23 protein-coding genes, 1 tRNA gene and 2 pseudogenes are annotated in these 24,500 nt (G+C 59.2%); 7 read left to right on the plus strand and 19 right to left on the minus strand.

Annotated elements, in window-relative coordinates; genetic code table 11:
- The 6 genes and pseudogenes from FHS21_RS07050 to FHS21_RS07075 form a co-directional block, all read left to right on the plus strand.
- Window positions 1-249, plus strand: a pseudogene (locus FHS21_RS07050) (slipin family protein); the annotation flags it as partial.
- A gap of 1,170 nt (window positions 250-1,419) precedes the next feature.
- Window positions 1,420-1,707: pseudogene (mntR, locus tag FHS21_RS07055) on the plus strand (manganese-binding transcriptional regulator MntR); the annotation flags it as partial.
- A gap of 246 nt (window positions 1,708-1,953) precedes the next feature.
- Window positions 1,954-2,424: an aminoacyl-tRNA deacylase gene (locus tag FHS21_RS07060; protein ID WP_112531745.1), complete on the plus strand. Its 471-nt coding sequence runs from the start codon at window positions 1,954-1,956 to the stop codon at window positions 2,422-2,424.
- Window positions 2,425-2,767: 343 nt separating this feature from the next.
- Window positions 2,768-3,769, plus strand: coding sequence for an NADH-quinone oxidoreductase subunit NuoH (gene nuoH, locus FHS21_RS07065; RefSeq protein WP_112531744.1), 1,002 nt, complete (start codon window positions 2,768-2,770; stop codon window positions 3,767-3,769).
- A 10-nt stretch (window positions 3,770-3,779) separates the two neighbouring features.
- Window positions 3,780-4,346 (plus strand): NADH-quinone oxidoreductase subunit I, encoded by a 567-nt coding sequence (locus FHS21_RS07070; RefSeq protein WP_112531743.1) that lies wholly within the window; start codon window positions 3,780-3,782, stop codon window positions 4,344-4,346.
- 45 nt (window positions 4,347-4,391) lie between these two features.
- A complete protein-coding gene (locus FHS21_RS07075; protein ID WP_183661531.1) occupies window positions 4,392-4,832 on the plus strand; it encodes a CBS domain-containing protein in 441 nt (146 codons plus the stop codon).
- A 60-nt stretch (window positions 4,833-4,892) separates the two neighbouring features.
- On the opposite strand, the gene nuoG is transcribed toward FHS21_RS07075, so the two are convergent.
- The 17 genes from nuoG to FHS21_RS07160 form a co-directional block, all read right to left on the minus strand.
- The gene (nuoG, locus tag FHS21_RS07080; protein WP_112531741.1) at window positions 4,893-7,466 is read right to left on the minus strand and encodes an NADH-quinone oxidoreductase subunit NuoG; all 2,574 of its coding nucleotides are present in this window, start codon (window positions 7,464-7,466) and stop codon (window positions 4,893-4,895) included.
- Between the two features lie 29 nt (window positions 7,467-7,495).
- Window positions 7,496-8,761, minus strand: a complete 1,266-nt coding sequence (nuoF, locus tag FHS21_RS07085; RefSeq protein ID WP_112531740.1) for an NADH-quinone oxidoreductase subunit NuoF — start codon at window positions 8,759-8,761, stop codon at window positions 7,496-7,498.
- Between the two features lie 4 nt (window positions 8,762-8,765).
- The gene (gene nuoE / locus FHS21_RS07090; RefSeq protein ID WP_112531739.1) at window positions 8,766-9,278 is read right to left on the minus strand and encodes an NADH-quinone oxidoreductase subunit NuoE; all 513 of its coding nucleotides are present in this window, start codon (window positions 9,276-9,278) and stop codon (window positions 8,766-8,768) included.
- A 16-nt stretch (window positions 9,279-9,294) separates the two neighbouring features.
- Window positions 9,295-10,509: an NADH dehydrogenase (quinone) subunit D gene (gene nuoD, locus FHS21_RS07095; protein ID WP_112531738.1), complete on the minus strand. Its 1,215-nt coding sequence runs from the start codon at window positions 10,507-10,509 to the stop codon at window positions 9,295-9,297.
- A gap of 26 nt (window positions 10,510-10,535) precedes the next feature.
- A complete protein-coding gene (locus tag FHS21_RS07100; RefSeq protein ID WP_112551855.1) occupies window positions 10,536-11,072 on the minus strand; it encodes an NADH-quinone oxidoreductase subunit C in 537 nt (178 codons plus the stop codon).
- Window positions 11,069-11,572, minus strand: coding sequence for a NuoB/complex I 20 kDa subunit family protein (locus FHS21_RS07105; RefSeq protein WP_112531736.1), 504 nt, complete (start codon window positions 11,570-11,572; stop codon window positions 11,069-11,071). The genes FHS21_RS07100 and FHS21_RS07105 overlap by 4 nt, the downstream gene beginning before the upstream one ends.
- On the minus strand, window positions 11,560-11,928 hold the full coding sequence (locus tag FHS21_RS07110; RefSeq protein ID WP_246410909.1) for an NADH-quinone oxidoreductase subunit A: 369 nt from the start codon (window positions 11,926-11,928) through the stop codon (window positions 11,560-11,562). The genes FHS21_RS07105 and FHS21_RS07110 overlap by 13 nt, the downstream gene beginning before the upstream one ends.
- Window positions 11,929-12,083: 155 nt before the next feature.
- Window positions 12,084-13,523, minus strand: coding sequence for an NADH-quinone oxidoreductase subunit N (locus FHS21_RS07115; RefSeq protein WP_183661532.1), 1,440 nt, complete (start codon window positions 13,521-13,523; stop codon window positions 12,084-12,086).
- Window positions 13,520-14,995 (minus strand): NADH-quinone oxidoreductase subunit M, encoded by a 1,476-nt coding sequence (locus FHS21_RS07120; protein WP_112531734.1) that lies wholly within the window; start codon window positions 14,993-14,995, stop codon window positions 13,520-13,522. Before FHS21_RS07120 ends, FHS21_RS07115 begins: the two co-directional genes overlap by 4 nt.
- Before the next feature lie 8 nt (window positions 14,996-15,003).
- Window positions 15,004-16,764, minus strand: coding sequence for a Na(+)/H(+) antiporter subunit D (locus FHS21_RS07125; protein ID WP_183661534.1), 1,761 nt, complete (start codon window positions 16,762-16,764; stop codon window positions 15,004-15,006).
- Window positions 16,757-17,011 (minus strand): hypothetical protein, encoded by a 255-nt coding sequence (locus FHS21_RS07130; RefSeq protein ID WP_112531732.1) that lies wholly within the window; start codon window positions 17,009-17,011, stop codon window positions 16,757-16,759. Before FHS21_RS07130 ends, FHS21_RS07125 begins: the two co-directional genes overlap by 8 nt.
- The gene (locus FHS21_RS07135; RefSeq protein ID WP_112531731.1) at window positions 17,008-18,471 is read right to left on the minus strand and encodes a monovalent cation/H+ antiporter subunit D family protein; all 1,464 of its coding nucleotides are present in this window, start codon (window positions 18,469-18,471) and stop codon (window positions 17,008-17,010) included. Before FHS21_RS07135 ends, FHS21_RS07130 begins: the two co-directional genes overlap by 4 nt.
- A 4-nt stretch (window positions 18,472-18,475) precedes the next feature.
- Window positions 18,476-18,778: an NADH-quinone oxidoreductase subunit NuoK gene (gene nuoK, locus FHS21_RS07140; RefSeq protein ID WP_112531730.1), complete on the minus strand. Its 303-nt coding sequence runs from the start codon at window positions 18,776-18,778 to the stop codon at window positions 18,476-18,478.
- Window positions 18,778-19,278, minus strand: coding sequence for an NADH-quinone oxidoreductase subunit J (locus FHS21_RS07145; protein ID WP_183661536.1), 501 nt, complete (start codon window positions 19,276-19,278; stop codon window positions 18,778-18,780). The genes nuoK and FHS21_RS07145 overlap by 1 nt, the downstream gene beginning before the upstream one ends.
- A 171-nt stretch (window positions 19,279-19,449) precedes the next feature.
- Window positions 19,450-19,602, minus strand: a complete 153-nt coding sequence (locus FHS21_RS07150) for a hypothetical protein (protein ID WP_183661538.1) — start codon at window positions 19,600-19,602, stop codon at window positions 19,450-19,452.
- Between the two features lie 208 nt (window positions 19,603-19,810).
- Window positions 19,811-19,887 (minus strand) — tRNA-Ile (locus tag FHS21_RS07155).
- Window positions 19,888-20,022: 135 nt separating this feature from the next.
- Window positions 20,023-21,051, minus strand: coding sequence for a sugar-binding transcriptional regulator (locus FHS21_RS07160; protein ID WP_376772071.1), 1,029 nt, complete (start codon window positions 21,049-21,051; stop codon window positions 20,023-20,025).
- A gap of 153 nt (window positions 21,052-21,204) precedes the next feature.
- Between FHS21_RS07160 and FHS21_RS07165 the strand changes: the two genes are divergently transcribed.
- Complete coding sequence (locus FHS21_RS07165) at window positions 21,205-21,957, plus strand: hypothetical protein (protein ID WP_112531728.1); 753 nt, start codon at window positions 21,205-21,207, stop codon at window positions 21,955-21,957.
- Between the two features lie 139 nt (window positions 21,958-22,096).
- Here FHS21_RS07165 and ptsP read toward each other — a convergent pair whose 3' ends face one another.
- Complete coding sequence (gene ptsP / locus FHS21_RS07170) at window positions 22,097-24,079, minus strand: phosphoenolpyruvate--protein phosphotransferase (protein ID WP_112531727.1); 1,983 nt, start codon at window positions 24,077-24,079, stop codon at window positions 22,097-22,099.
- A 23-nt stretch (window positions 24,080-24,102) separates the two neighbouring features.
- Window positions 24,103-24,480, minus strand: a complete 378-nt coding sequence (locus FHS21_RS07175; protein ID WP_183661540.1) for a PTS glucitol/sorbitol transporter subunit IIA — start codon at window positions 24,478-24,480, stop codon at window positions 24,103-24,105.
- Between the last annotated feature and the right edge of the window lie 20 nt (window positions 24,481-24,500).

The following is a 24,500-nucleotide window of genomic DNA, read 5'->3' on the forward strand; positions in this document are numbered from 1 at the left end:
GCCATCGCCAGGCAAGCCGAGGCCGAACGCGAACGGCGAGCCAAAGTCATCAACGCCGAGGGCGAGCAGCAAGCTGCTCAGAAATTGCTAGAGGCCGCCCATATCCTGGGGCAGCGGCCTGAAGCCATGCAACTGCGTTATCTCAGCACGCTGAATGTGATCGCCAATGAGAAGAATTCAACGATCGTGTTTCCATTCCCGATAGAACTCGGCGAGTTCTTCAAGGTTGCGGCAACTAAATCCAGATAGCGGTGTACAAGTGAACCGCGCCAATGCGAACGACCGTATTTGTTTGGCGAGCAGCCATAGTGGCATCGATCGTCAGGAGTTTTCTGGCGGAGGCAATAAGAGTGACCATTTTGGGTTTGCGGACCGCAACATGCCATTGCGGACGCTTGTCACAACGTGATTATGGCGGGCGGATAGCGTAGTCGCGAATGCGTTCCTGCGCTGCGAAATCCGAAGCATCTGCACCGATTATAGAGATCCATAGAATAATCAGCGACTTCGCCACCGTCGTCGAGATCTCAGTACCAGGTCCGCCTTTCTTGTAGTGTAGCAATCCAGTCTATGGCCATGACTCCTCCATTCAACCCGTAGATTTTACGGGAGATAACGGAGAAACCGTCAAGCGGCGCCGCCGTCATTTTCTCACCGTGATACCTATCGGAGAATGGGACTTTCTCCATTTGTAAATGCCGACGGAGTTTGCTGTCTGGATAGCGTGTTCCTATCGCTATGGAATTAAACGCCCCAATAAGGCACGTATTTCGCATTTCGTTTTCCCTGCTCTGGATCCGCAGGGGCTATACGTCCGAGTTTAATCGACTCTGAAGGCGATTCCTTTATCAGCTTTAGCCCGGGAAACAGTCCGAATGGCTCGGTTCTACTTCGCCATTTCCAATGGCCGTGCATCGGGCTTTAACTTGGTCTCGGCGGTTTGATATCCGCAACGGGAGCATGGACCGAAATGAACTGTGTCATGCGGAGTGTGCCAGTTTGAGCAAGGAAGGTTACGGCGTCGACGAAAACGCGAATCACGAGAACAATCCCGGCGGCCCGTCTGGTGGTCCTGTGCAAGAGCCGAGAGCTTCAGCCAAGCTAATCGTAGATCATCATCAGCAGGTTTGTTACGATTATCAAACCGATGGCTGTAAGCGACATAAAGGCAATGAGGTCATTCATCGACGGCACCCTCCGTGGAGGCGGATACGATGTAATTATAGACCTTTACGGCAATCTGGAGAAATGGTCTTTTGTCGCTGCGGCTCAAGTCGCAGTCCTGATAAAAGCCTGGCCAGATATAGATCCAAATTTGGTGTGAGATAAGGCTGGTAGTCTTTCCTGGAACTGATTCCATCACGCTTCCGTGGCAGGTCAAGATGCCAAATATCATTCGGCGAAGGCCGCTTGCGACGAAGACGTCTTGGAGTGGCTCAGCCGACCGTAGCGAAAATGCTGAAGCGGCTGGCTGTGGACGGCTATATTCAACAGCGCCGATATCGTGGCGTCTTTCTGACGGATATCGGCAAACAGCTCGCGGAACAGAGCCGTGAGCGCCATCACATAGTTGAATCATTTCTATGCGCTATTGGCATCAGTATTGAGACGGCAAGAATTGATGCAGAAGGCATCGAGCACCATGTCAGTCCGGAAACCTTGGAAGCCTTCAAGCGATTTGTCACGCGGACCATCGCTTTCTCTTGAGCCGTCTGATGGTGGAAGGTTGATGCCTTGAAGGGAATAATCCCAAGACCAGTTTGCGCGATCCGCTCGAACTGATCCGTAGGCTCAAACGGCAGTTGCAGCGGTCTCCGTGACAGCAAGCGGGACATGTGGGCAACCGAACCGAGGCACTGTTGCAATTGCGCCTCTCATTCGTCGTTGACTTCGCAGGTTATCAGAGGAGAATGTCTTTTTATGCCTCACCACGCAACATGAGGGGCGCCTACGATGACAATCGCAACGAAACTCCGGAACTATATCGACGGGCAGGGTATCGCCTACGACACCGTCGCTCATCACCGTACAGCAACAACCAGCCAGTCGGCGCGGGCGGCACGTGTTCCAGGCAGCAGGCTGGCCAAATCGGTGGTCGTGCATCACGAAATGGGGTACGTACTAGCCGTTGTTCCGAGCACGCACCGGATCGAGCTCTCCACATTGCAGGATGTGGTGGACAGGCGCCTTGGCCTCGCCTCGGAGGAGGAGGTCAGTTCGCTCTTCGCCGATTGCGACATTGGCGCGGTGCCCCCAATCGGGTCGGCCTACGATGTGCCGGTGATCCTCGACGAAAGCCTCGGCGACGCCAGCGACGTCTATTTCGAGGGCGGTGACCACAAGACACTGGTGCACGTCAGTGGACCGAACTTTCGCAGCCTCATGAAGGATGCGCGGGTCGCCCGCTTCAGCCACCTATCGTAGATGTGCGATCTTGGTCGCGCCTCGGCCGCCGACGTGGAGTTAACGCCTGTGGCGGGCCCGGGCCCGCCCAACCATTTGATCATGCCAGAAGAAGCTTGAGCGACAACGGTGGTTGCAATGATCTTGGCGCGGATCAGCGATGGTCCGCACCCAAAAGTGCGCATCAAACCACGCGTATCAGATGTCCTGAGTCCGGACACACCGTGCCAGCGACGACATAGTTGTGATGGCATTGCATGTGGTGCGTCGCCGTCGTACCGTGCAGTAGCGGAAAGTGCTCAGTACGGCCGGAGCCAAAGTCCGGTCGCGCGTTTCAACCCCGTTGAATAAGTAGTCGCGGATCATGGAACTTATCGTCGCCCTTGGCCTGATTGCCTTCAAGGTCGCGTTGTTGATTGCGATCCTCCTGCTGCTGCCCTTGCCGCTAACCTGGCTGGAACGCAAGATTGCCGGGCGCATGCAGCAGCGGATGGGGCCGATGCGGGTGGGGTGGCACGGCCTGCTGCAGCCGGTGGCGGACGGAATCAAGCTGTTAACCAAAGAGGACCACATCCCGGCAGAGGCCGACCGCTTCCTGTTCAAACTGGCGCCAATCTTGGCTCTCACCCCGCCTTTTGTGGTGTTCGTCGCGATCCCATTCGGCGAAACCGTCTCGGTCCTCGGCGCCGAGATCACACTCTACGTCTCAAACATGAATGTGGCGCTCCTTTTCGTCTTCGCGGTGATCGGGCTCGAGGTCTATGGCGTTATCTTCGGCGGCTGGGCCGCTAACAGCAAATACGCTGTCCTGGGCAGCCTCAGGACCTGCGCTCAGATGATCAGCTACGAGATCCCGATGGGATTCGCGGTCATCGGCGTGGTAATGTTGGCGCAATCCATGAGCCTCCTCGAGATCGTGCGGGCGCAAGCCGATGTCTGGAATGTCGTCTACCAACCGGTCGGCTTCTTCGTGTTCTTCGTCGCCGGACTGGCCGAAGCGCAGCGCATTCCCTTCGACCTGGCGGAAGCGGAAGGCGATCTGGGGGCCGGCTTCCATACCGAATACAGCGGTATCCGCTTTGCGTTCTTCATGGTCAGCGAATATGCCATCGTGTTGCTGGTGTCTGTCCTGGTGGTGATCCTGTTCTTCGGCGGCTGGAACGGCATACTGGTCCCCCTGCCACCGCTCCTCTGGTTTCTGCTCAAGGTCGCGTTCTTCGTCTATTTGTTTATCTGGTTCCGCTTCACTTTCCCGCGCTACCGCTACGACCAACTGATGGCGATCGGATGGAAAGTCTTGCTTCCTTTGTCGATGGCGAACATAATCATAACCGGTGTTGCTTTAGGGGCCGTAGCGGCTCCGTAGCGAGGCGGCGATGTCGCTTGCACGGGACAGAGTTGGAACATGGATCGGATGGGCGTTCTTCGCCGATCTGGCGAGCGCGTTGGCTTTGACCTTCGGCTACATGTTCTCCAGATCCGTGACCATGCAGTATCCGGACAAGGAAAAATGGTTGCCCTACCCGCGTTACCGCGGGCATCACTTCCTCACGCGCGACGACGAGGGCGAGATCAAATGCGTGGCCTGCGAACTTTGCGCACGGATTTGCCCCTGCGACTGCATCGAAGTCATTCCCTATGAGGACGACAAGGGCAGCCGGCACCCGGCAAAGTTCGAGATCGACATGGCCCGGTGCCTATTTTGCGGGCTGTGCGAGGACGCCTGCCCGGCCGACGCGATCGCGCTTGGCCAACAGTATGAGTTTTCGAGTTTTTCCTCGCGTGACCTAGTAGTCGGGCGGGACGATCTGCTCGGCAAGCCGGGCAAGGCGAGGACCGGTGGCGGTGTGGTCGCTGCGCGCCTGAACACCGAGCAAGATGTTCTCGTCGAGACGAGCGAGCGGCGGGGATACAACTGGTGGCGGAATATCCGGCGAACGTAACCGCGCGCCGCCAATCAAGCCGGAGCGCGCAAAGAGGAGGCTTAGATGCACGTCTGCCAAATCTTGAAGAGTAAGTCTCCCGAGCTCATTTCGGTCACACCAGATGAGCCGATGGTAGAAGTCCTGCGGCTGTTTCGAGACAATAACATCGGTTTCGTGGTCGTCAGCCGTTCGCCCGGGGAATGCCTGGGCACTCTGTCGGAGCGAGACTGCTGCAATGCGGTGGCTGAATACGGAACCGAGGCACCCATAATGCGGGTCGCCGACATCATGAACCGCAGTGTGGCGACCTGTTCGACAGAGGATTTTCTGCCCTTTGTGATGGCGATCATGACTGAGCGGCGCACGCGCCATGTATTGGTCATGGATGGCGGCGCCGCTGTTGGTGTGGTGAGCATCGGCGACGTGGTCAAGCACCGCCTCGACGAAGCGCTTCGCAACGAGCAGGCGCTACATGAATACATTGCCGGGACCGCTCATCACTGACGTCCCCGGCTTGAGGTTCAGACGCCGGGCACGTGTCAGTGAGCCCCGTAGTGCCTCAGCTCAGATCCCGGGTCCCGCCCCGACACCGACGACGGTGGCGATCTCGAAGGCTGCGTGCGCCTTTTGAACGTTCACCGGGCATGGATATTCGCCCCGCCGCATCAGTCCGTTGAGACGCAGGGCTCTGTAATTTTCGGGAACGAACACGAGGCCCGTGGGGAAACGCTTGTTGACCTTTAGCTGCGCGGTCAGCTCGCTTTGGGCGGATCGCACGACCACTTGATCGCCATCCGAAAGGCCTAGCTTCACGGCATCCCGCGCGCTCATCTCGACATAGGGGTCATCCGCGACCGTATTCAGGATTTCCGAGTGTTCGGACAGATATCCGTTGTGGAACAGGCAGTTGCCGGTGATCAACATGAGCCTGTCGGTTGCAATGGGGGCAAGCGGCGGGGCGAAGAACTCGCCAACTGGCGGCACACGGGACGCCTTGGTGAATGCTCCGTCAGCGCCAAGCCGGTCCTGCGTTAGCCCCTCGTAGGCCGGAACCAGCCGAGCAATCTCGTCGAAAATCTCGCGTTGAACCGATGGGCGCAACGCTTGGTTGCGAAGCGCCGCGACGAAGTCGAAGATCGCCAGATTGCCGCGCGAATCGAGGGGGGGGTCGCGGAACTTGCAGACCTTCTGGATCCGGCCTTCGTTGTTAGTGAAAGTGCCGGATTCCTCGCCATAACTCGCAGCTGGAAGCACCACATCGGCCACGCCCGCAGTATCGGTGAGGAAAGCGTCCTGTACGATCAGGAGATCGGCGGCACGAAGCGCCCGCTGCACGAATTCCCGGTCAGGATAGGACATCAGGGGGTCGCTTCCGGCGATATAGAGCGCGCCTATTCGCCCCGTGTCACAGAGCTCCAGCATGGCGTCGAAATCCGCTCCCGGTTCGGACGGGATCTCGGCGCCCCAGGCCCGCTCGAGCGTCGCGCGCGCCGCATCATCGGTGACCGCGCACAGCCCCGGCAGCACCGCCGGCAGAACTCCCATATCCCAGGCGCCCAGCTGATTGACACGGTCGAAGAGGAACTGCATCGCAAGTCCCTTGCCCAGTACGCGGAGAACCTGCAAAAGGTTGTTGAGCTGTTGCAACGTCGCGCGCGCTAGTGACGACCTCAGAAGGTCGGCGCTGACAAGCACCGTAACGCTCCGGCCCTCCAGCAGCGCTCTGGCCAGGCGGTCCGTTTCGTCACTGTTGGTGGCCGCTGTGGTCGCGCCGATCTTCGCAAGCATCTCGCCTGGCATGGCCTCACCAGCCGCCTCCACGAGACCGACCACCACCGCGGCAAGCCTCGCAGCCTCACCGCCTGGCGAAGCGCGAACAACTGCCCGGGCGTCTGCATCCAGGCGGGATGGCCGCGCAGACAGCATGAGCAACCCGGACTGCCGCCGCCGAGCGCCATCCCGCAGCAGGTATTCGGTGACCGGGTTTTCGTCGGTCACGTTGCCGCCGATGACAAGCACGCAGTCGTTGCCGATCACTTCCTCCAGCGGCGCGCGGGTGTAGAAACCCGCCACCAGTGGGCCGAGCGCATCGAAAGGCGTGGACCAGCGCGACGCGCAGTCTATGTTGTTCGTCCGGAATACCGTTCGCATCATTTTCTGGAACTGATAAAGCATCTCGTTGGGAAGGCGCGACGAGGCCAGCCCGCCCGCAGGCTTTCCCTCGACGACCGACAAGCGCTTCTGCAGGTAGTCCCCCGCTTCTTCCCAGGAAACCGGAACGAGGGTGCCATCACGACGGACCATCGGCCGCTTGATCCGATCCTGGCTCGCGACGAAATCGAGGCCGAAGCGCCCGCGCACGCAGAGGGTTTCGCGATTGACCCCGTGCTCCGCTTTCGAGCGGACCCGCATGAACTCACCCTTGCGCGTGCCGACTGTCAACTGACAGCCGGTGCCGCAATGCGGGCAGACGGTGTCGGTCTCGGCCAGATCCCAGGGCCGCGCTTTGTAGCGATAAGGAAAGCTCATCAGTGCGCCAACCGGACAGACCTCGACGCAATTGCCGCATTGGTCGCAACTCGCGAGACTGCCCTCGAAGCCGGTCACGGCGGTATCCATGCCTTTTTCAACCGTGCCCAAGGCGACCGCGCCGACCACCTCCTCGCACATTCGGACACAGCGCTGGCACTGTATGCAGCGGTTGACGTTCATGATGATGACCGGGCTGAGGCGGATGTCCTCCGAGTGGAACACACGTTTGGCATCGCGGAAGCGGCTTTCGCGGGGCCCGTACGCCATCACCATGTCCTGGAGCTCGCACTCGCCGCCCTTGTCGCAGATCGGGCAGTCGAGGGGGTGGTTGGCCAGCAGCATGTCGAGCATGGACGAGCGTGTTTCATCAATCAGCGGCGTATTCGTCCGCACGACCATTCCGTCAGTGACGGCGGTGGCGCAGGAAGGCTGCAGCCGCCGCTGGCCCTCGATCTCCACGAGGCACATGCGGCATGAGGCCAGCGCCGGCAGCCGCTTCAGATAGCAGAAGGTCGGGATGTCGATGCCTAAGCGCTCGGCAGCCTGCAGCACCGTAGAGCCCGTCTCCACTTCCAGCGTTTGTTCATTTATCGTGACACGAACCATGACTTTCTTACCGCCTTCTCCCCTGCTCTTCAGTGAAACGGGCACCTGTGCTCCTCGATATGGGCGACGAACTCATGCTCGAAATGCGTCAGTGCCGCCCGCAAACCCATAGCCGCGCCGTCGCCCAGAGCGCAGAACGTGTTGCCGAAAATGCCCTTGCAGAGCGCCTCCAGCTGTTCCAGATCGCCCGGCACCCCCTGCCCCGCCTCGACCCGGCGCAGCACTTTCACAACCCAATTCAGTCCTTCGCGGCACGGGGTACACTTGCCACAGGACTCATGGTGGAAGAATTCGATGATCCGGGTGGCGACCTTGACCATACAGGTCGAGTCGTCGATCACGATTACCCCGGCCGAGCCGAGCATCGAACCGGCGGCTGCCAGCGAATCGAAGTCCATCCCAACATCCAGCCCGTGCGCCGGAATCAGCGGCGCCGAGACCCCGCCGGGGATCACTGCCTTGATTTTGCGACCCGGCAGCGGCCCGCCGCCGCTATCTTCGATCAGTTCTCGCAGCGGTGTACCCATTGGCAGCTCGTAAAGGCCCGGCTTCCGCACCTGCCCGCTGAGACAATAGAGCTTCGGGCCGGGGCTTTTGTCGGGACCGATGTTGCGGAACCAGCCTGCCCCCCGCAGCACGATATGCGGGACGCAGGCCAATGTCTCGACGTTGTTGATCACTGTCGGGCTTGCGTAGAGCCCTTCGACTGCCGGAAACGGCGGTTTCAGGCGCGGCTGCGCTCGCTTGCCTTCGAGCGAGTCGAGCATTGCGGTCTCCTCGCCGCAGATATAAGCGCCGGCACCGCAATGGATGTGCACGACGAAATTGAAATCCGAGCCCCTAATCCGCGTTCCCAGATAACCCTTCGCATGGGCCTCAGCGATCGCCTGCTCCAGCCGCTGGATTGCCAGCGTGTATTCCCCGCGGATGTAGACATAGGCGGTTTCAGCACCGATCGCGTAGCCACTGATCGCCAGACCCTCGATCAGCTGATGCGGGTCGCGTTCCATGATGATCCGGTCCTTGAAGGTGCCCGGCTCGCCCTCATCGGCATTGCAGCACAGGTATTTCGGCTTGCCGGCACGCTTCGGCACAAAGCTCCATTTCAGTCCGGTTGGAAATCCGGCCCCACCGCGACCCCGCAGGTTGGATTCTTTGACGAGACTGATGATCTCGTCAGGCGTGTGTTCATCAAGCGCTTTCGCCAGCGCCTGGTAACCGCCGCCGGCCCTGTAGGTGGCGAGCAAATGGCCGTCCGGCACGTCCACGTTCCTCAGAAGGATCGGTTCGAACATGGCGCTACTCTCCCGGCGGCACTGTGGCGGCGAGATCAGCACCAGTCGCTTGCCCCACTGTCGCCCGCAACCTGTCCAACAACGCGTCGATCCGCGCGATGTCGAGATCGCCTTGATAGTCGTCACCGACCTGCATCACCGGGGCCATTTCGCAAGCGCCGAGGCATTCGACGGTCGAAAGTGTGAACAGCCCGTCCGGGGTGGTACCGCCCTTCGTGATTCCCAGCACTTCCTCCAGATGCCTCAGCAAATCCTCGGCGCCACGCAGCATGCAGGATACATTGTCGCAGAGTTGCAGGTGGAACACCCCCACCGGTTCGGTATGGAAGAGGGTGTAGAAAGTCGCCAGCTCGTAAACCCAGATCCGCTCGACATCGAGGATATCCGCGACCTCTTCCAACACGGGGCCGGGCAGGTGGCCATGTTCCTTCTGCGCGATCAGTAGCGCGGGCATGATCGCCGAGCGCTGGTCCGGATACCGCGCCGCCGCTGCCTTGATCTTTTCGCGCATGTTCATCGCGTCAGAATCCCTGCTACTTGTCGACCTCGCCCATCACCGGGTCGAAGCTGCCCAGCACGGCGATCATGTCCGCCAGGTACTGCGCATTGCTTGCCACAAACAGTCCCTGAAGGTTGACGAACGACGGTGCCCGCACCTTCATGCGGAACGGCTTTTCCGAACCGTCGCTGATGATGTAAAATCCGAGTTCGCCCTTTGGCGACTCGATTGCCGAATAGACCTCGCCTTTCGGCACCTTGAAGCCATAGGCCGACAGGTCGAAGTGCTGAATCAGCGCCTCCATCGAGCAATGCACCTTGTCCTTGTCCACCGGGAAAGCGATCGTCGGCATGTCGATCTGGAACGGCCCCTCGGGCATCTGGTCGAAGCATTGTTCGATGATGCGGATGCTCTCGCGCATCTCCTCGACCCGGCATTGCCACCGGGCATAACAATCGCCCTCATTGCGGGTGATGACGTTGAAGTCGAGCCGGTCGTAGATCTCATAAGGCTCGTCGCGGCGGATGTCCCAGTCGACGCCCGAAGCTCGCAGGTTCGGGCCGCTCAGGCCGAGATCGATGCCGTCCTCGGCGGAGATCACGCCAATCCCCTGCGTACGGTTCAGGAATACCCTGTTGTTTTCCACGAGCCGTTCATAGTCGCGGATCCGGTTCGGGAAGATGTCGCAGAACTCTCTGATCTTGGGGACAAAACCGTCCGGCAGGTCCTCGCGCACACCGCCGACCCGGCAGAACGAGGTGTGCATCCGTGCGCCACTGATCATCTCAAGCAGGTCCATGATCATTTCACGCTCGCGCATGGCGTAGAGCAATGCGGTCATTGCGCCGAGGTCCAGCGGCAGCGCGCCAGTGATCAGGAGATGACCGGAGATTCGCGCCAGCTCAGCCATCATCACGCGGATATATTGCGCGCGGATCGGCGCCTCGATGCCCAGGAGCTTCTCCACAGCCAGCGCGAAGGCCAGGTTGTTCGACGGCGGGCAGAGGTAATCGAGCCGATCTGTCAGCGGAAAAATCTGGGTATAGGTGAAGCTCTCCGCCAGTTTTTCGGTACCGCGGTGGAGATAGCCGATATGCGGGTCCACCCGCTTGACATATTCGCCTTCCAGTTCAAGGACAAGCCGCAGCACCCCATGCGTGCTGGGATGCTGCGGCCCGAGGTTGAGAAGCACCTCCCTGGTGTCGAGCGCTTCGCCTTCCGGCCTGCTCAGTTCCGTGACTTCGGTCATCTCAAGTTCCCGGTGAAGCGGCCTCCTTATGGAATGTTCTTGGTGGCGAGGTCGGGCTGCGTCGGCGGCGGGCCTTCGGCACCAAATGGATTCAGCTTGTCCTTGTAACCCCGGAGCGGAAAGTCCTTGCGCTGCGGAAAGCCCTCGAAGCCTTCCCACATGTAGATCCGACGCAAGTCGGGGTGGCCGTCGAACCTTATTCCGTACATGTCCCAGGCTTCACGCTCATGCCAGTTAGCAGTCCGCCAGACCGCTATCACCGACGGGACGCGCGGCGGATCGCCGAGGCGGCACTTGATGCGAACGCGCCATTTGTTCGGCAGCGAATAGAGATGGTACACGGCCTCGAAGCGCGGCATCTCAGGGTAATGATCGACTCCGCAGATGTCTGACAGGAAATTGAACCGCAGCGCCGGGTGCTCCTTGAGAAACCGGCTAAGCTCGACGATCATTTCAGGCGGAGCGGCGAAGGAATGAACACCATGTGCAAAACCAAGATCATCGATTGCCTCGCCGAAACGCTCCGTGATCGGGGCGCGATCGAGGGGCACCTCCATGCTCATCGCGCCGCAACCCTTTCCAGAGGAGTCCCCGCTAACGCCCGGGTTTTCTTGATCTTCTCCTGAAGCAAAAGGAAGCCGTGCATAAGCGCCTCCGGCCGCGGGGGGCAGCCGGGCACATGCACGTCGACCGGCACGAAGGTCTCCGCCCCCTGCACCACGGCGTAGGTGTTGTAGACTCCGCCCGATATAGCGCACGTACCCATCGCGATAACCCAGCGCGGTTCCGGCATCTGGTCATAGAGACGGAGCACGACGGGGGCGAATTTCCGCGTCACGGTGCCGGCAATAATCATCACGTCGGATTGGCGCGGCGACGGCCGGAACACCACGCCAAACCGGTCGAGATCGTAGCGCGAACAACCCGCCGCAATCATTTCGATTGCGCAGCAGGCGATACCGAACGTCTCGGGCCACAGCGCCGACCTTCGGCTCCAGCTGATGACGCTGTCGGCCGTGGTGAACAGCACGCTGTCGCGGATTGTATTGTTTACGCCTCCCATTCCAGCGCTCCCTTCAGCCATGCGTATGCGAAGCCCACGACGAGCAGCAACATGAAGACGAACATCTCGACATAACCGACCAGCCCGATGTCTTTCAGGACAACGGCCCAGGGGAACAAGAACATCGTCTCGACATCGAAGACCACCAACAGGATCGCGAGGATGAAGAACTGAACTCTGAAACGGCCTCCGGCTGCGTCGCCCGCCGGGTCCATCCCACATTCGTAGGGCATGTTCTTCGCGGGATAGGGATTGGACGGACGCAGTAGCGAGGAAACAAAAAGCGTCACGCCCGCCACCAGAACAATTCCAGCGACCATGAAAAGAACTGGCAGGAATTCCATTGCAGCTGTCATATCGCATCGCCCCGGTCATCCACCGAGGGCTTTGCTCAGGCCGCGACCGAATCCGCTCTGGACCGGTAATGCGGTCGCCCCGGGAAGTAACTTGGGCAGTCCTTTCCTGAATTGAAAGTGTATTCCGTCGGGCAGTTCATTGCAAATCCAATCGATCAGCCGCCAAATACCGACTGTTGAGCGAGTCTCAAAAACCACGCCGGGAATAGGCCAATGCCGATCGTGCCGGCGGCGGTGAAGGCGAGCGCGGCGCGGACCAATGGCGTCAGTGCCGGGTCGAACGCCCTCCCCGGCTCGCGCATGTAGATCACCATGACAATGCGGATGTAGAAATAAGCGGCGACGGCGCTCAGTAGCACTGCGATCACCGCGAGAATGACGAAGCCTCGCTCGACGAGCGCGACCAGCACGTAGAACTTGGCGAAGAACCCGGCCGTCGGCGGGATGCCGGCCAGCGAGAACAGATAGAGTAGCATCAGAAGCGCCAGCCCGGGATGCGGCTTGGCGAAACCGGAGTAGTCTTCAATAACCTCGCCGGAGATATTGCCGTTCCGCATCATGATGACGATGCCGAAAATGCCGAGATTCATGAAGGTGTAGATCAGCAGGTAAAGCATCACGCTGGCGATCCCATCCGCACCGCCAGCCACCACGCCGAAAATGGCGAATCCGGCATGGGCAATGCTTGAATAGGCCAGGAGGCGCTTGAAATTATCCTGCACCAGCGCCACGAAACTGCCGAGCGCCATCGTCACGACGGCAACGACCGCGACGACGATCCAAACGTCCGTTGCTGCGACCAGCGGGTTGAGGAACACCCGCAGGATCACCGCGAACGCCGCCGCCTTGGGGCCCACTGACATAAAGGCGGTGACCGTCGTCGGCGCGCCTTCGTAGACGTCCGGCACCCACATATGAAACGGCACCGCGCCAACCTTGAAGACCAGCCCGGCGACGATGAAGACCACGGCCAGCAGCAATCCGGGATCGAGCGGGTCGCCGGCCGCAGCCGCTGCCATTCCATCCAGCTGCGTGGTGCCCGTAAGCCCATAGACCAGCGACACACCGTAGAGGAAAATCCCCGTCGAGACCGCACCAAGGATCACGTATTTCAGCGCCGCTTCGTTCGACCGCCGCTGCTGTCTCAGATAGCCGGTCAGCACATAGGTGCACAGCACCATCAGTTCGAGGCCCACATAGATCGACAGGAGATCTGTCGCCGAAGCCATGATCATCATTCCCGAAAGCGCAAAAAGCAGCAGGACATAGTATTCGCTGCTGCCGATTCCTTCGACATCGGCGTATTTGGGCGAAAGGAGGAATGTCAGAACGGTCGCCAGGTAGAACACGACCTTGAAGAAGGCCGCGAAGCGGTCGGCAATGAACATGCCCGTGTAGGCTGGCCGCACCTCACTCGCCAGCATAAGCGTCCCTACGGCGGCAATCAGCACGATCGCGACAGAAGCCCAGACAAGGAAATGTTCCTGCCCTTTCCGCACAAACTGCCCCAGGATCAGCAGGATGCAGGCGCCAGTGACCACCACGATCTCGGGCAGGCTCGCAAGGATCGACTGAAGGAGGTCGGCGGCGGTCATTGGCCGCCCCCTTTGGCGTGCACCTGCGCCAGCAAATGCTTCACCGAGGCGTCGATGATGTTGAGAAAGGGTTTGGGATAGAGCCCGACCCAAAGCACGAAGACTGCCAGCGGCAGGATCGCAGTCATCTCGCGGGCGTTCACGTCGCGTATCTTGAACCGGGCGCCGACACTGGCCGGACCGAGCGCGACTTTCCTGTACATGCCGAGCAGATAAGCGGCGCCCAGCAATGCGCCCAAAACGGCAGCCGCACCGACGGCCAGGTTGGCAGCAAATCCTCCCGACAGCACCAGCAACTCGCCGACGAATGAATTCGTACCCGGCAGCGCCATCGACGACAGCGTGAACAGCGCAAGAAACGTCGTGTAAACCGGGGCCGCCTTCATCAACCCGCCATAATCGGCCATGCTGCGCGTATGTGTGCGCTCATAGATCAGGCCGACGAACAGGAACAACGCGCCCGTCGTCACGCCATGATTGAACATTTGCAGGATGCCGCCCTCGAGCCCGCGGAAGTTCAGCGCAAAAATCCCCAGCGTCACGAAGCCCATGTGACTAATGCTCGAATAGGCCACCAGCTTCTTCAGATCGTCCTGCGCCAGCGCAAGCAACCCGCCATAGACGATCGCAAGCGCCGACAGTACCAGCATCAGCGTCGAGTAATGCACCGACGCCTCCGGCAGCATCGGCAGCGAGAACCGCAGGAATCCGTAGGCGCCCATCTTCAGGAGCACGCCGGCGAGGATGATGCTACCCGCCGTCGGGGCCTGCACATGGGCGTCGGGCAGCCAGGTATGGACCGGGACCATCGGTACCTTGACCGCGAAGGCGATCAGGAAGGCGAAGAATAGCCAGGCCTGGACCTGGAATGGCAAATCCTGCGCTGTCAAGGCGAGTATGTCGAAGGTCTCGCCGCCGTGGAAATAGAGTACGATGACACCGATGAGGAACAGCAGGCTGCCCGCCAGTGTGTAGAGGAAGAATTTGAAGGCCGCATACACCCGGCCTTCGCCTCCCCAGACACCGATGATCAGATACATCGGGATTAGCGTCGCCTCCCAGAAGACGTAAAACAGGAACAGGTCGAGCGCGCAGAACACCCCCAGCATCAGCGCCTGCATGACCAACAGACTGATCATGAACTCCTTGACCTTTCGGTCAATCGCGACCCATGAGGCGAGCACGCAAATCCAACCTAGCAGCCCGGTCAGGAACACGAAGAGCGCGCTGATTCCGTCGATGCCGAGCGCATATGTGATCCCGAGCGCGGGCACCCACGGCCGCGTCTCGGTGAACTGCATTGCGTGGGTAGCGGTGTCAAAGCGGGCCAGCATAAGGATGCAGAGCGCGAGGTCGATGACGGTGACGGCCAGTGCCGTCCACCGCATCGCATTGTCGCTGCGCAGAAAGATCAGAAACGCTGCCCCCGCGGCGGGCGTGAAAACGATGAGACTAAGCAGCGGGAACCCCATTGCCCCCCCTACCGCCACGCCACGGCGAAGACGACGATGGCTGCGATCAACCCGACGATCATCGCCAGCACATAGTGGGTCACGACGCCGGTCTGGAGTCGTCGCAGTGCCCCGCCACCACCCAGGATCGAGCGGGCGACGCCGTTCACGACGGCGTCCACGCCGGCGATATCGATCCGCAGTCCCGTTCGTGCCGCCCCATGCAGGAAGGGCAGGACCGCGGTCTCGGATACATTGCTCACGGCTTTCTCGTAGCGCGCCAGCGGCTTCTCCGCGAGCCACATGAAATACTTCGCTCCCTTGCGGTAGAACCAGTCAGTGTCGATGCTGATTGTGTTCTCGGGGTCGAGGGACTTGAGGAAAAGCACGAACCCCAAGGCGGTGAACATCAGCAAGCCGAGGCTCTCGGTAATATGGACGCCCGTATAGGGTTGGAAATCAACCGGATAGGGCAGCAATGCATAGAGCGGCTGGGGGAACACGCCAATCGCAATGCAGAGCACCGCCGCCATGCCCATCGCAACCAACATGTTGCGGGGAGGTTCCCGCGCCTCCAGCTTCTGGTCCGAGCCGAAGAACATGTAGTACGGTAGCTTGAGTCCGGTGTGCAGGAACGTTCCCGACGACGCCATCGTCAGTGCCAGCACCACCAGCGCGCGGTGATCCTGTCCGGCCGCAGCCACCACCATCGACTTCGTGACGAAGCCCGAGAAGAATGGAAATGCCGAAATCGCGAAGGCGCCGACCATGTAGAGCGCGACAGTAAGCGGCATGGTCCTGTAGAGTCCGCCGAGCTCGGTGAGCTTTCGCCGCCCGGTGACATAGATCACCGCCCCCGCCCCCATGAACAGCAGCGACTTGTATAGGATATGCGCGAAGGCATGGCTTGCGGCCCCGTTCACCGCCATCTCGGTCCCGATCCCGATCCCCGCCACCATGTAGCCCACCTGGCTGACGATGTGATAGGCCAGGAGCCGTCGGCAGTCGTTTTCCAGCACCGCGTAGATGACACCGTAGAGCGCCATGACGGCACCGAGCCAAACCAACAGCTCGGTCCCCGGAAACGCCCGCGCCAGTACATAGACGGCGGTCTTCGTGGTAAAGGCGCTCATGAACACGGCCCCGGTGACGGTCGCCTCCGGGTAGGCGTCCGTTAGCCATGCGTTGAGCGGCGGCACTGCGGCGTTGAGGGTGAACCCGGCAAGGATCAGGTAGGCGGCGGCGCCCATTTCGCCCTCAATCGGGCCGAAGAGCAGCAAACCGGTGGCGACCCCGTGGAGAATGATGCCACCAAGCAGAACGACGCCGCCGGTGATGTGGACCATGAGGTAGCGGAAGCCGGCGGCGACCGCCTTCCGGCCGCCTTGGGCGAAGACCAGATAGGCAGAGGCAAACGCCATACCTTCCCAGAACAGGAACAGTGTCAGGTAGTCACCGGCGAATACCACGCCGAGTGCACTGCCGACGTAGATGAATGCAGCCACATGCTGCCCGGCATGCGTCAGATGCAACGCGTAGACCATCCCGATCAGCGCCATGATGGTGAAAACGGTAGCGAAGACGATACTCAGCTTGTCCACCTTCGCGACCAGGATTTCCTGCCCGATGATTTGCGCAGCGCCGTAGTTGCCCGGCTGCATCGTGAGCACGACGACGATGGCCAGCGTCGGGATCAAAAGCAGGTACGCCTTGCCGATTGGCCCTCTCAGGAAGGGGATCGGCAAGGCGCCGAGAATAAACAGCAGCGTGGGATGGACAAAGTCAGTCATAGTAGTCCTCGCGCCGCATAATCCCACCCTGATGGCCAAGGAACTTGGAAACGAAAATCAGCAGCACACAGGAGCCGAAGCCGTAGACCGCCGACCAGCCCGGCAAGCGGTCCCACAGGTATTCGGCATGTTCGCGGGGGACCAGAAAATCGGCGATGACGACCAGAACGAGCACCAGATAGAACAGCCGGCGTCGCTGGCTCGCGTATCTTTCGTCACCAAAGAAATCAACCACGCGCTCTATCATCTGACAACTCCTTGCGCTAGGGCGAGAAAATAGTCGGGGAAGACGCCCATCAACACCGACAGGATGGCCGTCGCGACCAGCGGGACCGTCATCATCGGAATTTCGCGAACAGTCGCCGGGCTTTCCTGAGACGACGTCCCGAAAAAAGCGACATAGCTGACCGGCAGAAAGTAGGCGGCGTTCAGGACCGAGCTCACCAGGATCACGATCAGGAACGCAATATCCCCCGCCTCCACAGAACCCAGCGCCAGATACCACTTGCTGACGAAGCCGGCGGTCGGCGGCACTCCAATCATGCTGAGGGAGCCGACAAAGAACGCCCCCATCGTCCAGGGCAGCCTTCGGCCAATACCGGCCATGTCGCTGATGTTCCGCTTGCCAGACGCGCAGTAGATCGACCCGGCACAGAAAAAGAGCGTGATCTTGGAAAACGCATGAGCTGCAATGTGGAGGATCCCGCCGACCATCGCGACCGGTGACAGGAGAACCGCGCCCAACACGATGTAGGAGAGCTGGCTGACCGTCGAATAGGCGAGCCTCGCCTTCAGGTCGTCGCGCGTCAGGGCGTAGATCGATGCCATCAGGATTGTGAACGATACAAGATAGGCCGTGGCGATGCCGAGGCCGAGCCCGTCCACGAGCCCTGTGCCAAAGATGTGAAACACCACGCGAAGCACGCAGAACACGCCCATCTTGACAACTGCAACCGCATGCAGGAGCGCACTGACCGGCGTCGGCGCCACCATCGCGGCAGGCAGCCAGGCATGCATCGGCATCACCGCAGCCTTGGCGAAGCCAAAGAGATAGCAGAAATAAACGACCGTCAACAGTGCCGGCGAGGCATCGACGCCAGCCAGCAGCCCGCCGGCAACAAAGTCGAGCGACCCCGCAATGTGGTAGGTCAGCGCCAGCGCGGCGAGAAGCACGCTCTTCGACGCCCCCATCAAATAGACGAGGTATTTGCGGCTGCCCGCCCATCCTTCTTCGTCTTCGTGGTGGTAAACGAGCGGATAGGTAACGAGGCTGAGCACCTCGTAGAAGATCACCAGCGTGAAAAGGTTGGCGGAGAAGGCACCCCCGACGGCCGCCGCGAGGCTGGTGGCAAAGCAAGCGAAGAATCGGGTTTGTGCGTGCTCGTTCAAGTGCCGCATGTAGCCGATGGAATAGATCGCTGCCACGATCCACAGCAGCGACGAGACCGTGGCGAACACCATGCCAAGCGCATCGACCCGGAAGGCGAAGTCTATCCCCGGCAGAATCTCGAACAGGCGTAAATCGACCGTCCCACCTGCCAGCACGGTGGGCGCCATCGAGACAACAATCGCGAACATGGCAATCGCGGCCAATGGCGAGACGACATCGCGGAGTTTCTCGCGGTTGTTCAGAAGGAGAATTGCAAGGGCCGCCAGACCTGCGACAGCGACGGCAAGCAACGGCCGGATGGATGTCACCGGGTCCAAGCCGCTATCCTTTCATCATGGTCACGTCGTCGACCTTGAGGGTGGACTTGTTCCTCACGAGGGCGACCAGGATGCCGAGGGCGACGGCAACCTCCGCCGCGGTGATTGCGATGACGAAGATCGCGAAGATCTGTCCGCGGAAATCGTGGTAGTAACGCCCGAAAGCGATGAAGTTGATGTTGACCGAATTGAGCAGCAATTCGAGCGACATCAGGACGACGAGAATATTGCGCCTGAGCAGCACGCCCGCTGCTCCTATCACGAACAGGACCACTCCGAGCAAAATGTACCACCAGAGCGGAACCATTACCCCGACTCCTTCCGTGCCAGCACGATGGCGCCGACCAGAGCCGCCAGCAGGATGACGGAGGCAACTTCAAACGGCAGGAGATAGTCGGCGAAAAGTGTTGTGCTGAGCTGCCTGATATTATCGCCGTCGCCCATAGCTGCAGGCTCCGCGACCGCAAAGCGGTCACTCCAGAGCACCAGGGCAACCATCTCGCACCCAAGCAAGGCGACCAGCACCAGAGCCGGCAGGTTGCCGCCCGGCACGAACCGTTGCAACACGGCTTCGCGCACATCGATCATCATGATCACGAACAGGAACAAGACCATGATCGCGCCGACATAGACGAAGATCTGGATGACCGCGAGAAACGGCGCTTCAAGCAGGACGAAGATTGCCGATATCTGCAGGAAGCACGCCATCAGCGCCAATGCGCTGTGAACCGGATTCCGCGCCAAGACCACCGCCAGGGCCGTCATCACGGACACCGTAGCGAACAGAAGAAAGAACCCCTGATCCATCGACGCCGAGCCTCCAACACGAACTGTTCACTCGGCGCGAGACGGGCGTATTTGAAACAGCGCCGCACTTCGGATGTGTTCACAAATTGTGCCCTAGTATCGGATTTTTCACAAGATTATTGTCATCGGCGGAGTAAATGGCCGACCTAAAGCGCAAGCTTTGCCCTGACTTCAAGAGCTCGTAAGAAGCGTCTGGTAGTCGTAGATGAAACGAACCCATCGATCGGAGGTCTTGTCGCCTAGAACGGCGGGGAGCAGAAGTGCTGCAATGAGAGCTACAAACGCGCCACCAAGAACTCGGCCTGGATTAGTTTTTGGGATCATACGTTCTTCCTAACTTCCATTTGTAAATTCTTTCTCGCGCCATGTACGACTCGTCGTCGAACACTTTCGGCATTTTTTTGAGGAATAGTTTCTTGCCAGTCATCGGAAGAGCGAAATCGAAGCATGTCAGATGTTGCCCCAAACGTTGCCTCAGAATTCCAGGACAACAAAAAAGCTCAGCAATTTCTCGCCAAGCCTTTGAAATTGTTGGTGGGCCCGGAGGGACTCGAACCCCCAACCAAGCGGTTATGAGCCGCCGGCTCTAACCAATTGAGCTACAGGCCCCACCTGAAATCAGACGCAGTGGAACTGGCCGCGCGTCTCCCGCGATCAATAACGGGAAAAATCGCGAATGCAATCCCTGACGTGGGTTACCCGGCACTCTTGTTTTGATTTCCAACGGAAATTGCAAGCAAAAGCTCAACCCTTTTCCTGTTCGGCGAGCACCAGCAAGCGGCGGGCACTTTCCTCATCGGTGATGAACACTGTCGGACGAACGAGGGCCATCGCGCCATAAAGCGCCCTGATCTTTTCCTTGCCGCCAGACGTTAATACCCGCGCCGGCACGCGTTGCACCGTGTCGATGCCTACGGACATGACGAGGTCATGGATGGGATGGTCCACCAGCCGACCGTGTTTGTCGTAAAAATGGAACAGAAGATCGCCAACGGCACCGCGTTCCGCCAGAGAAGATTGGTGGCCCTGATTAAGGAAGCCGATGTGGTAGGGCGTGCTGGAGGCCGTTTCGATAGCGCCGACACTGAGCAGAACGAGATCAAGGTCCTCGGCCATCTCGAACACGCTTTTGAGGCCGCAGCGTTCAATCAAGGCGGTTTTCGTCTCGATACTGTCCACCATGGCAGGAGCGGGAATGAGATAGCCATCGCCCTGGAACAACTGTGCGAATTGCCAGGCAAATTCCGCCGGATTAAAGCGCCGCGGCTGGCTGATTCCGCCAAGCAGCGAGATAACCGTAAAGTTCTCAAGCGCCCGTGCTTCGAGATAGGACAATGTGTTGAGAAGCGTCCGCCCCCAACCAACGCCGACGCGCATGCCATTGCTAACAATCCCGGACAGATAATCTCCCGTGGCAGCCGCTATCGCGGGGATCGGGTCGTTGTCCGGATGGGACAGTGGCGCGATGATCACCTTGTCGAGACCGAACTGTTTCTCCACCTGCCTTTCCAGTGCGACGAGATCCGAAAGATAGCCCTGGATTCCGATCTTGACTTCGTTGCGCGCCCGAGCCTCGGCCAGCATGCGCACAATGGTCACACGTCCGACGCCGAGGATTTCGGCGATCTCGTTCTGCGTCATCTGCTCGATATAGTACATCCAGGCGGCGCGCATGCGCATCCGGCTGATTTTGGTGTCCGGCTGCCCCACATCCAGAGGAGTCTTTTGGAGGCTCTTCGTCGTACCATTCGTTCGCTTGCGTCGATCGCTCAATCATCCCCCCTTTGATCGCTCCCGTTCCTTCAAAGCAGCAATGCTGCATCAAGCCAGGGCGACCTTCACACTACATCTCACGAGAATGTTGTTTAGCAGGCCAAGAAAAAAAGGTACAAACGATTATCCACCTGCGCGCAAAGGTACGCCATCATGATCCGGGATATTTCAAGCGAGATTGTCGTCAGTTTGAAAGACCGCTTGCGCGATGTACGCCACCTGATCAGGGCAAGTCGGCAAGATCGCCAGCCCGTGCCTCAGGATCTGCCCGATATCTTGTTCGGTAAGGCCGCCCGCGCCATGGACAAGGCTTTGACTGCCGCAGAGACAATTTCGATCTCCCTGGTTTCACAGGATCCGGCTGCCCATTCGACGACCATCGAAGCGCGCAGTCTCGATGTCTATTTTCCCGCTGATGCCGGCAAAGGTGAGGCGCTGTTCCGGCGCGACGTATATTACCTGACGAAGCGTATCTTGAGCGTTTTGGGATCGCATAATGCGCTCATTCACGAATCAACATTCGCATCCGTCCATGCAGCGGTGATTCGCCGTCATGCGGCTTTGTTGTTCGGCGCAAAGGACGGCGATCTGAATAACATTGCAGAGGTATGCGCCTGGCTGGCGATCGAGTTGCAATCGCAATATCAATCGGCGCATTTGCCATTGCCCGGATATGGCGGGCAGCAGCCGGATCTGGACACCCAGTATTCGTGCTTTTCCGCAATCGCCCTCGCGATCGGTCTTGCCACCTATGCGGATCATGAACCGGACGATGAAAGATTGGTCGAGAGCGCGTTGTTGGCTCTACAAGCCCGCGGGGACAAATTCGATCAGGCAATCGGCGCATCGGATAAGATAAAAGCCTTGTCCGATCTATTCGCCTTTTTGATTCCCCACCTGCCCTAGAGCAAGTTTTGTCTATTTAGAGTCGTTCTGCCGGGTGAATTCGGGCCAAATCCATGGGGCTTCGGCATCGTCCGATGGATAAACATCGGCCTCGCCAAACCCCTTGACCTTGTCCCGAATTCTCTCCGGCAGAACGACTCTAAATAGACAAAACTTGCTCTAGTTCCCAAACGCATTTTTTTGCGCGTTGAATGGATGCCGGACTCATGCTGAGTTCCGTCAGCCCCATATTGACGAATGCCGGGATGAGATCAGCGCGGCCTGCGGCTTCGCCGCACATACCGACCATGATTCCAGCCTCGACACCAGCTTTCGCCGTAAGTTCGATCGCTGCCATCACGGCCGGATGCGTCACGTCATTCAACTTTGCGACAGTCGGGTTGAGGCGATCAGCCGCCATGATGTATTGGGTCAGGTCATTGGTACCGATGGAAAAGAACGCAACCTCTTTGGCCAGCATGGGTGCAATCATGACGGCTGCTGGTGTCTCGACCATGACACCGAGGTCGAAATTCGCGTAGTCCCTCCCCTCTGCTTTGAGTTCTGCGGCACACTCGTCGATCAGGCTGCGCGTAGCGCGAACTTCGCCAAGATCCGAGACCATCGGCAACATGACCTTGATGTTGCCATGCACGGCGGCACGCAGCAGCGCACGCAATTGCGGTTTGAAAACATCCGGGCGGTCCAGGCACATCCGAATACCGCGCCAGCCCAGGAACGGGTTTTCTTCATCCGGAAAATCAATACCGGATATCGGCTTGTCGCCGCCAATATCCAGCGTACGAACGATCACAGGGTGTGGCGCGAATGCTTTGGCAAGCGTCGCGTAGGTTTCGGTCTGCAAATCTTCCGATGGCAGGTGAATGTGCCGCATGAACAGCAGTTCGGTGCGAAACAGGCCAACGCCCATGGCACCGGCTTCCTGCGCCGCTTCGATCTCCTCCAGGGAGCCGAGGTTGGCTGCGATCTCGATGATAGTGCCGTCAGCACGCCTCGGTACGATATCCTTATAAGCTTTCAACGCCTGCCTTTCCGTTTCCGCCACGCCGATTTGCGCATGGAAACGATCGGTCGTCATCTGGTCAGGATCGGGAAAGACATCACCATTATTGCCATCCAGCGCCACGCTCTTGACTTGCTGCAATTCCTGCACGGAATGTCCAAGCCCGAGAACCGCGGGGATTCCGTGCGCACGGGCAATGATCGCGACATGCGATGTAGCGCCACCATGGCCGCATATCACACCGGCAATGCGCTTCAAAGGCGCGCGGGCCAGATCCCACGCGCCGATATCGTCGGCGATCAGAATTGCACCGTTAGGGATGGCCTCGAGATTGGCATCGTCCTGCCCCAGTAGCGCGAGGCAAATCTGACGCCCGACTGCATTCACGTCGTCAGCTCGGGCATTAAGGTAAGGATCATCCATTGAAGCGAAATCCGCCGCAATTCTTGACGTAGCGCCAATGACGGCAGAAACAGCATCCATGCCTTCCTTCACCAGCGCTTCCGCAGCCTGTGTGAGTTCATCGTCACAGGCAATATCCTTGAGAGCAGCGATAATACCGCGGTCGCTTTCTGCGAGATCCGTCGCGGCCAATGACATATCCATGCGATGCTGTACGGTCGCAAAAGCCTGGGTCAGCCGGCCGGCTTCTGCCGGTATTTCGTCCGCTGCCAGCAGGCGGTTTTCATGTTTGATTTCCCCCGGGAAAAAGCCGAAGGCTGGCCCGATGGCAAAGCCTTCACTGGCAGCAACCCCGCGCAATTTGCCCGTGGCTGAGGTATTGGAATTTGTCGAGTAGGCCTTGAGCTGAACAAGCGCAGGTTCGGCAGATGCTTTTTCAGCTCGTTCCTCTTCCGCCGTGCCTGCATGCGGATCTTCAAGGTATCCGATCAGTGCCTCGATTGCCTCGATCTCATCCGCACCACTCGCCCTTACGGTAACTGTCTCGTTTTCTTTGACGCCTAGCAGCATCAACTTCACGGAACTCTTGGCACTAACGGATTTGTCGGCCTTGATCAGCTCGATATCTGATTCGAAACCCTTTGCGAGTTTGACAAATCTTGTGGCTGGCCGCGCATGCAATCCGTCATGCACCCGCACTATTGTCGAGCGTTCCATTCAAATCTCTCTTCGATAATTCATTACCCGATGGTAATCGTCGTTCCAACTTTCAACGCCGATACCAATTCAGCCGTATCGATTTCCGATGCGCAAATTTCGCCTGGGCGTTCAACTTGATCGGACCCATTGAACGTAATGACCACATGTCCAATATCTTTGACCTTCTGCCAGGCATAGTCGCCAATACCGGTGATGCTGGCAGATACATCGCCAATATGGATTACGGCCCCTACTGGCGGTGTCTCGTCAGAAGGCTGACCCTCGACAGCATGCAGGATCGAAACCTCTGCAAGCTCAGGCGGCGCGCCATCCGCAAACAGGATGACGACGCCTCCCTCGGCAAGATCCGCCACCTCAGGTCCGACGGCTATTACCCGTGTTTTCAATAGGACTGACATATGGCGAACCTCTTTTTCTT

The organism is Phyllobacterium trifolii, from assembly GCF_014192095.1.
Lineage (GTDB): Bacteria > Pseudomonadota > Alphaproteobacteria > Rhizobiales > Rhizobiaceae > Phyllobacterium > Phyllobacterium trifolii.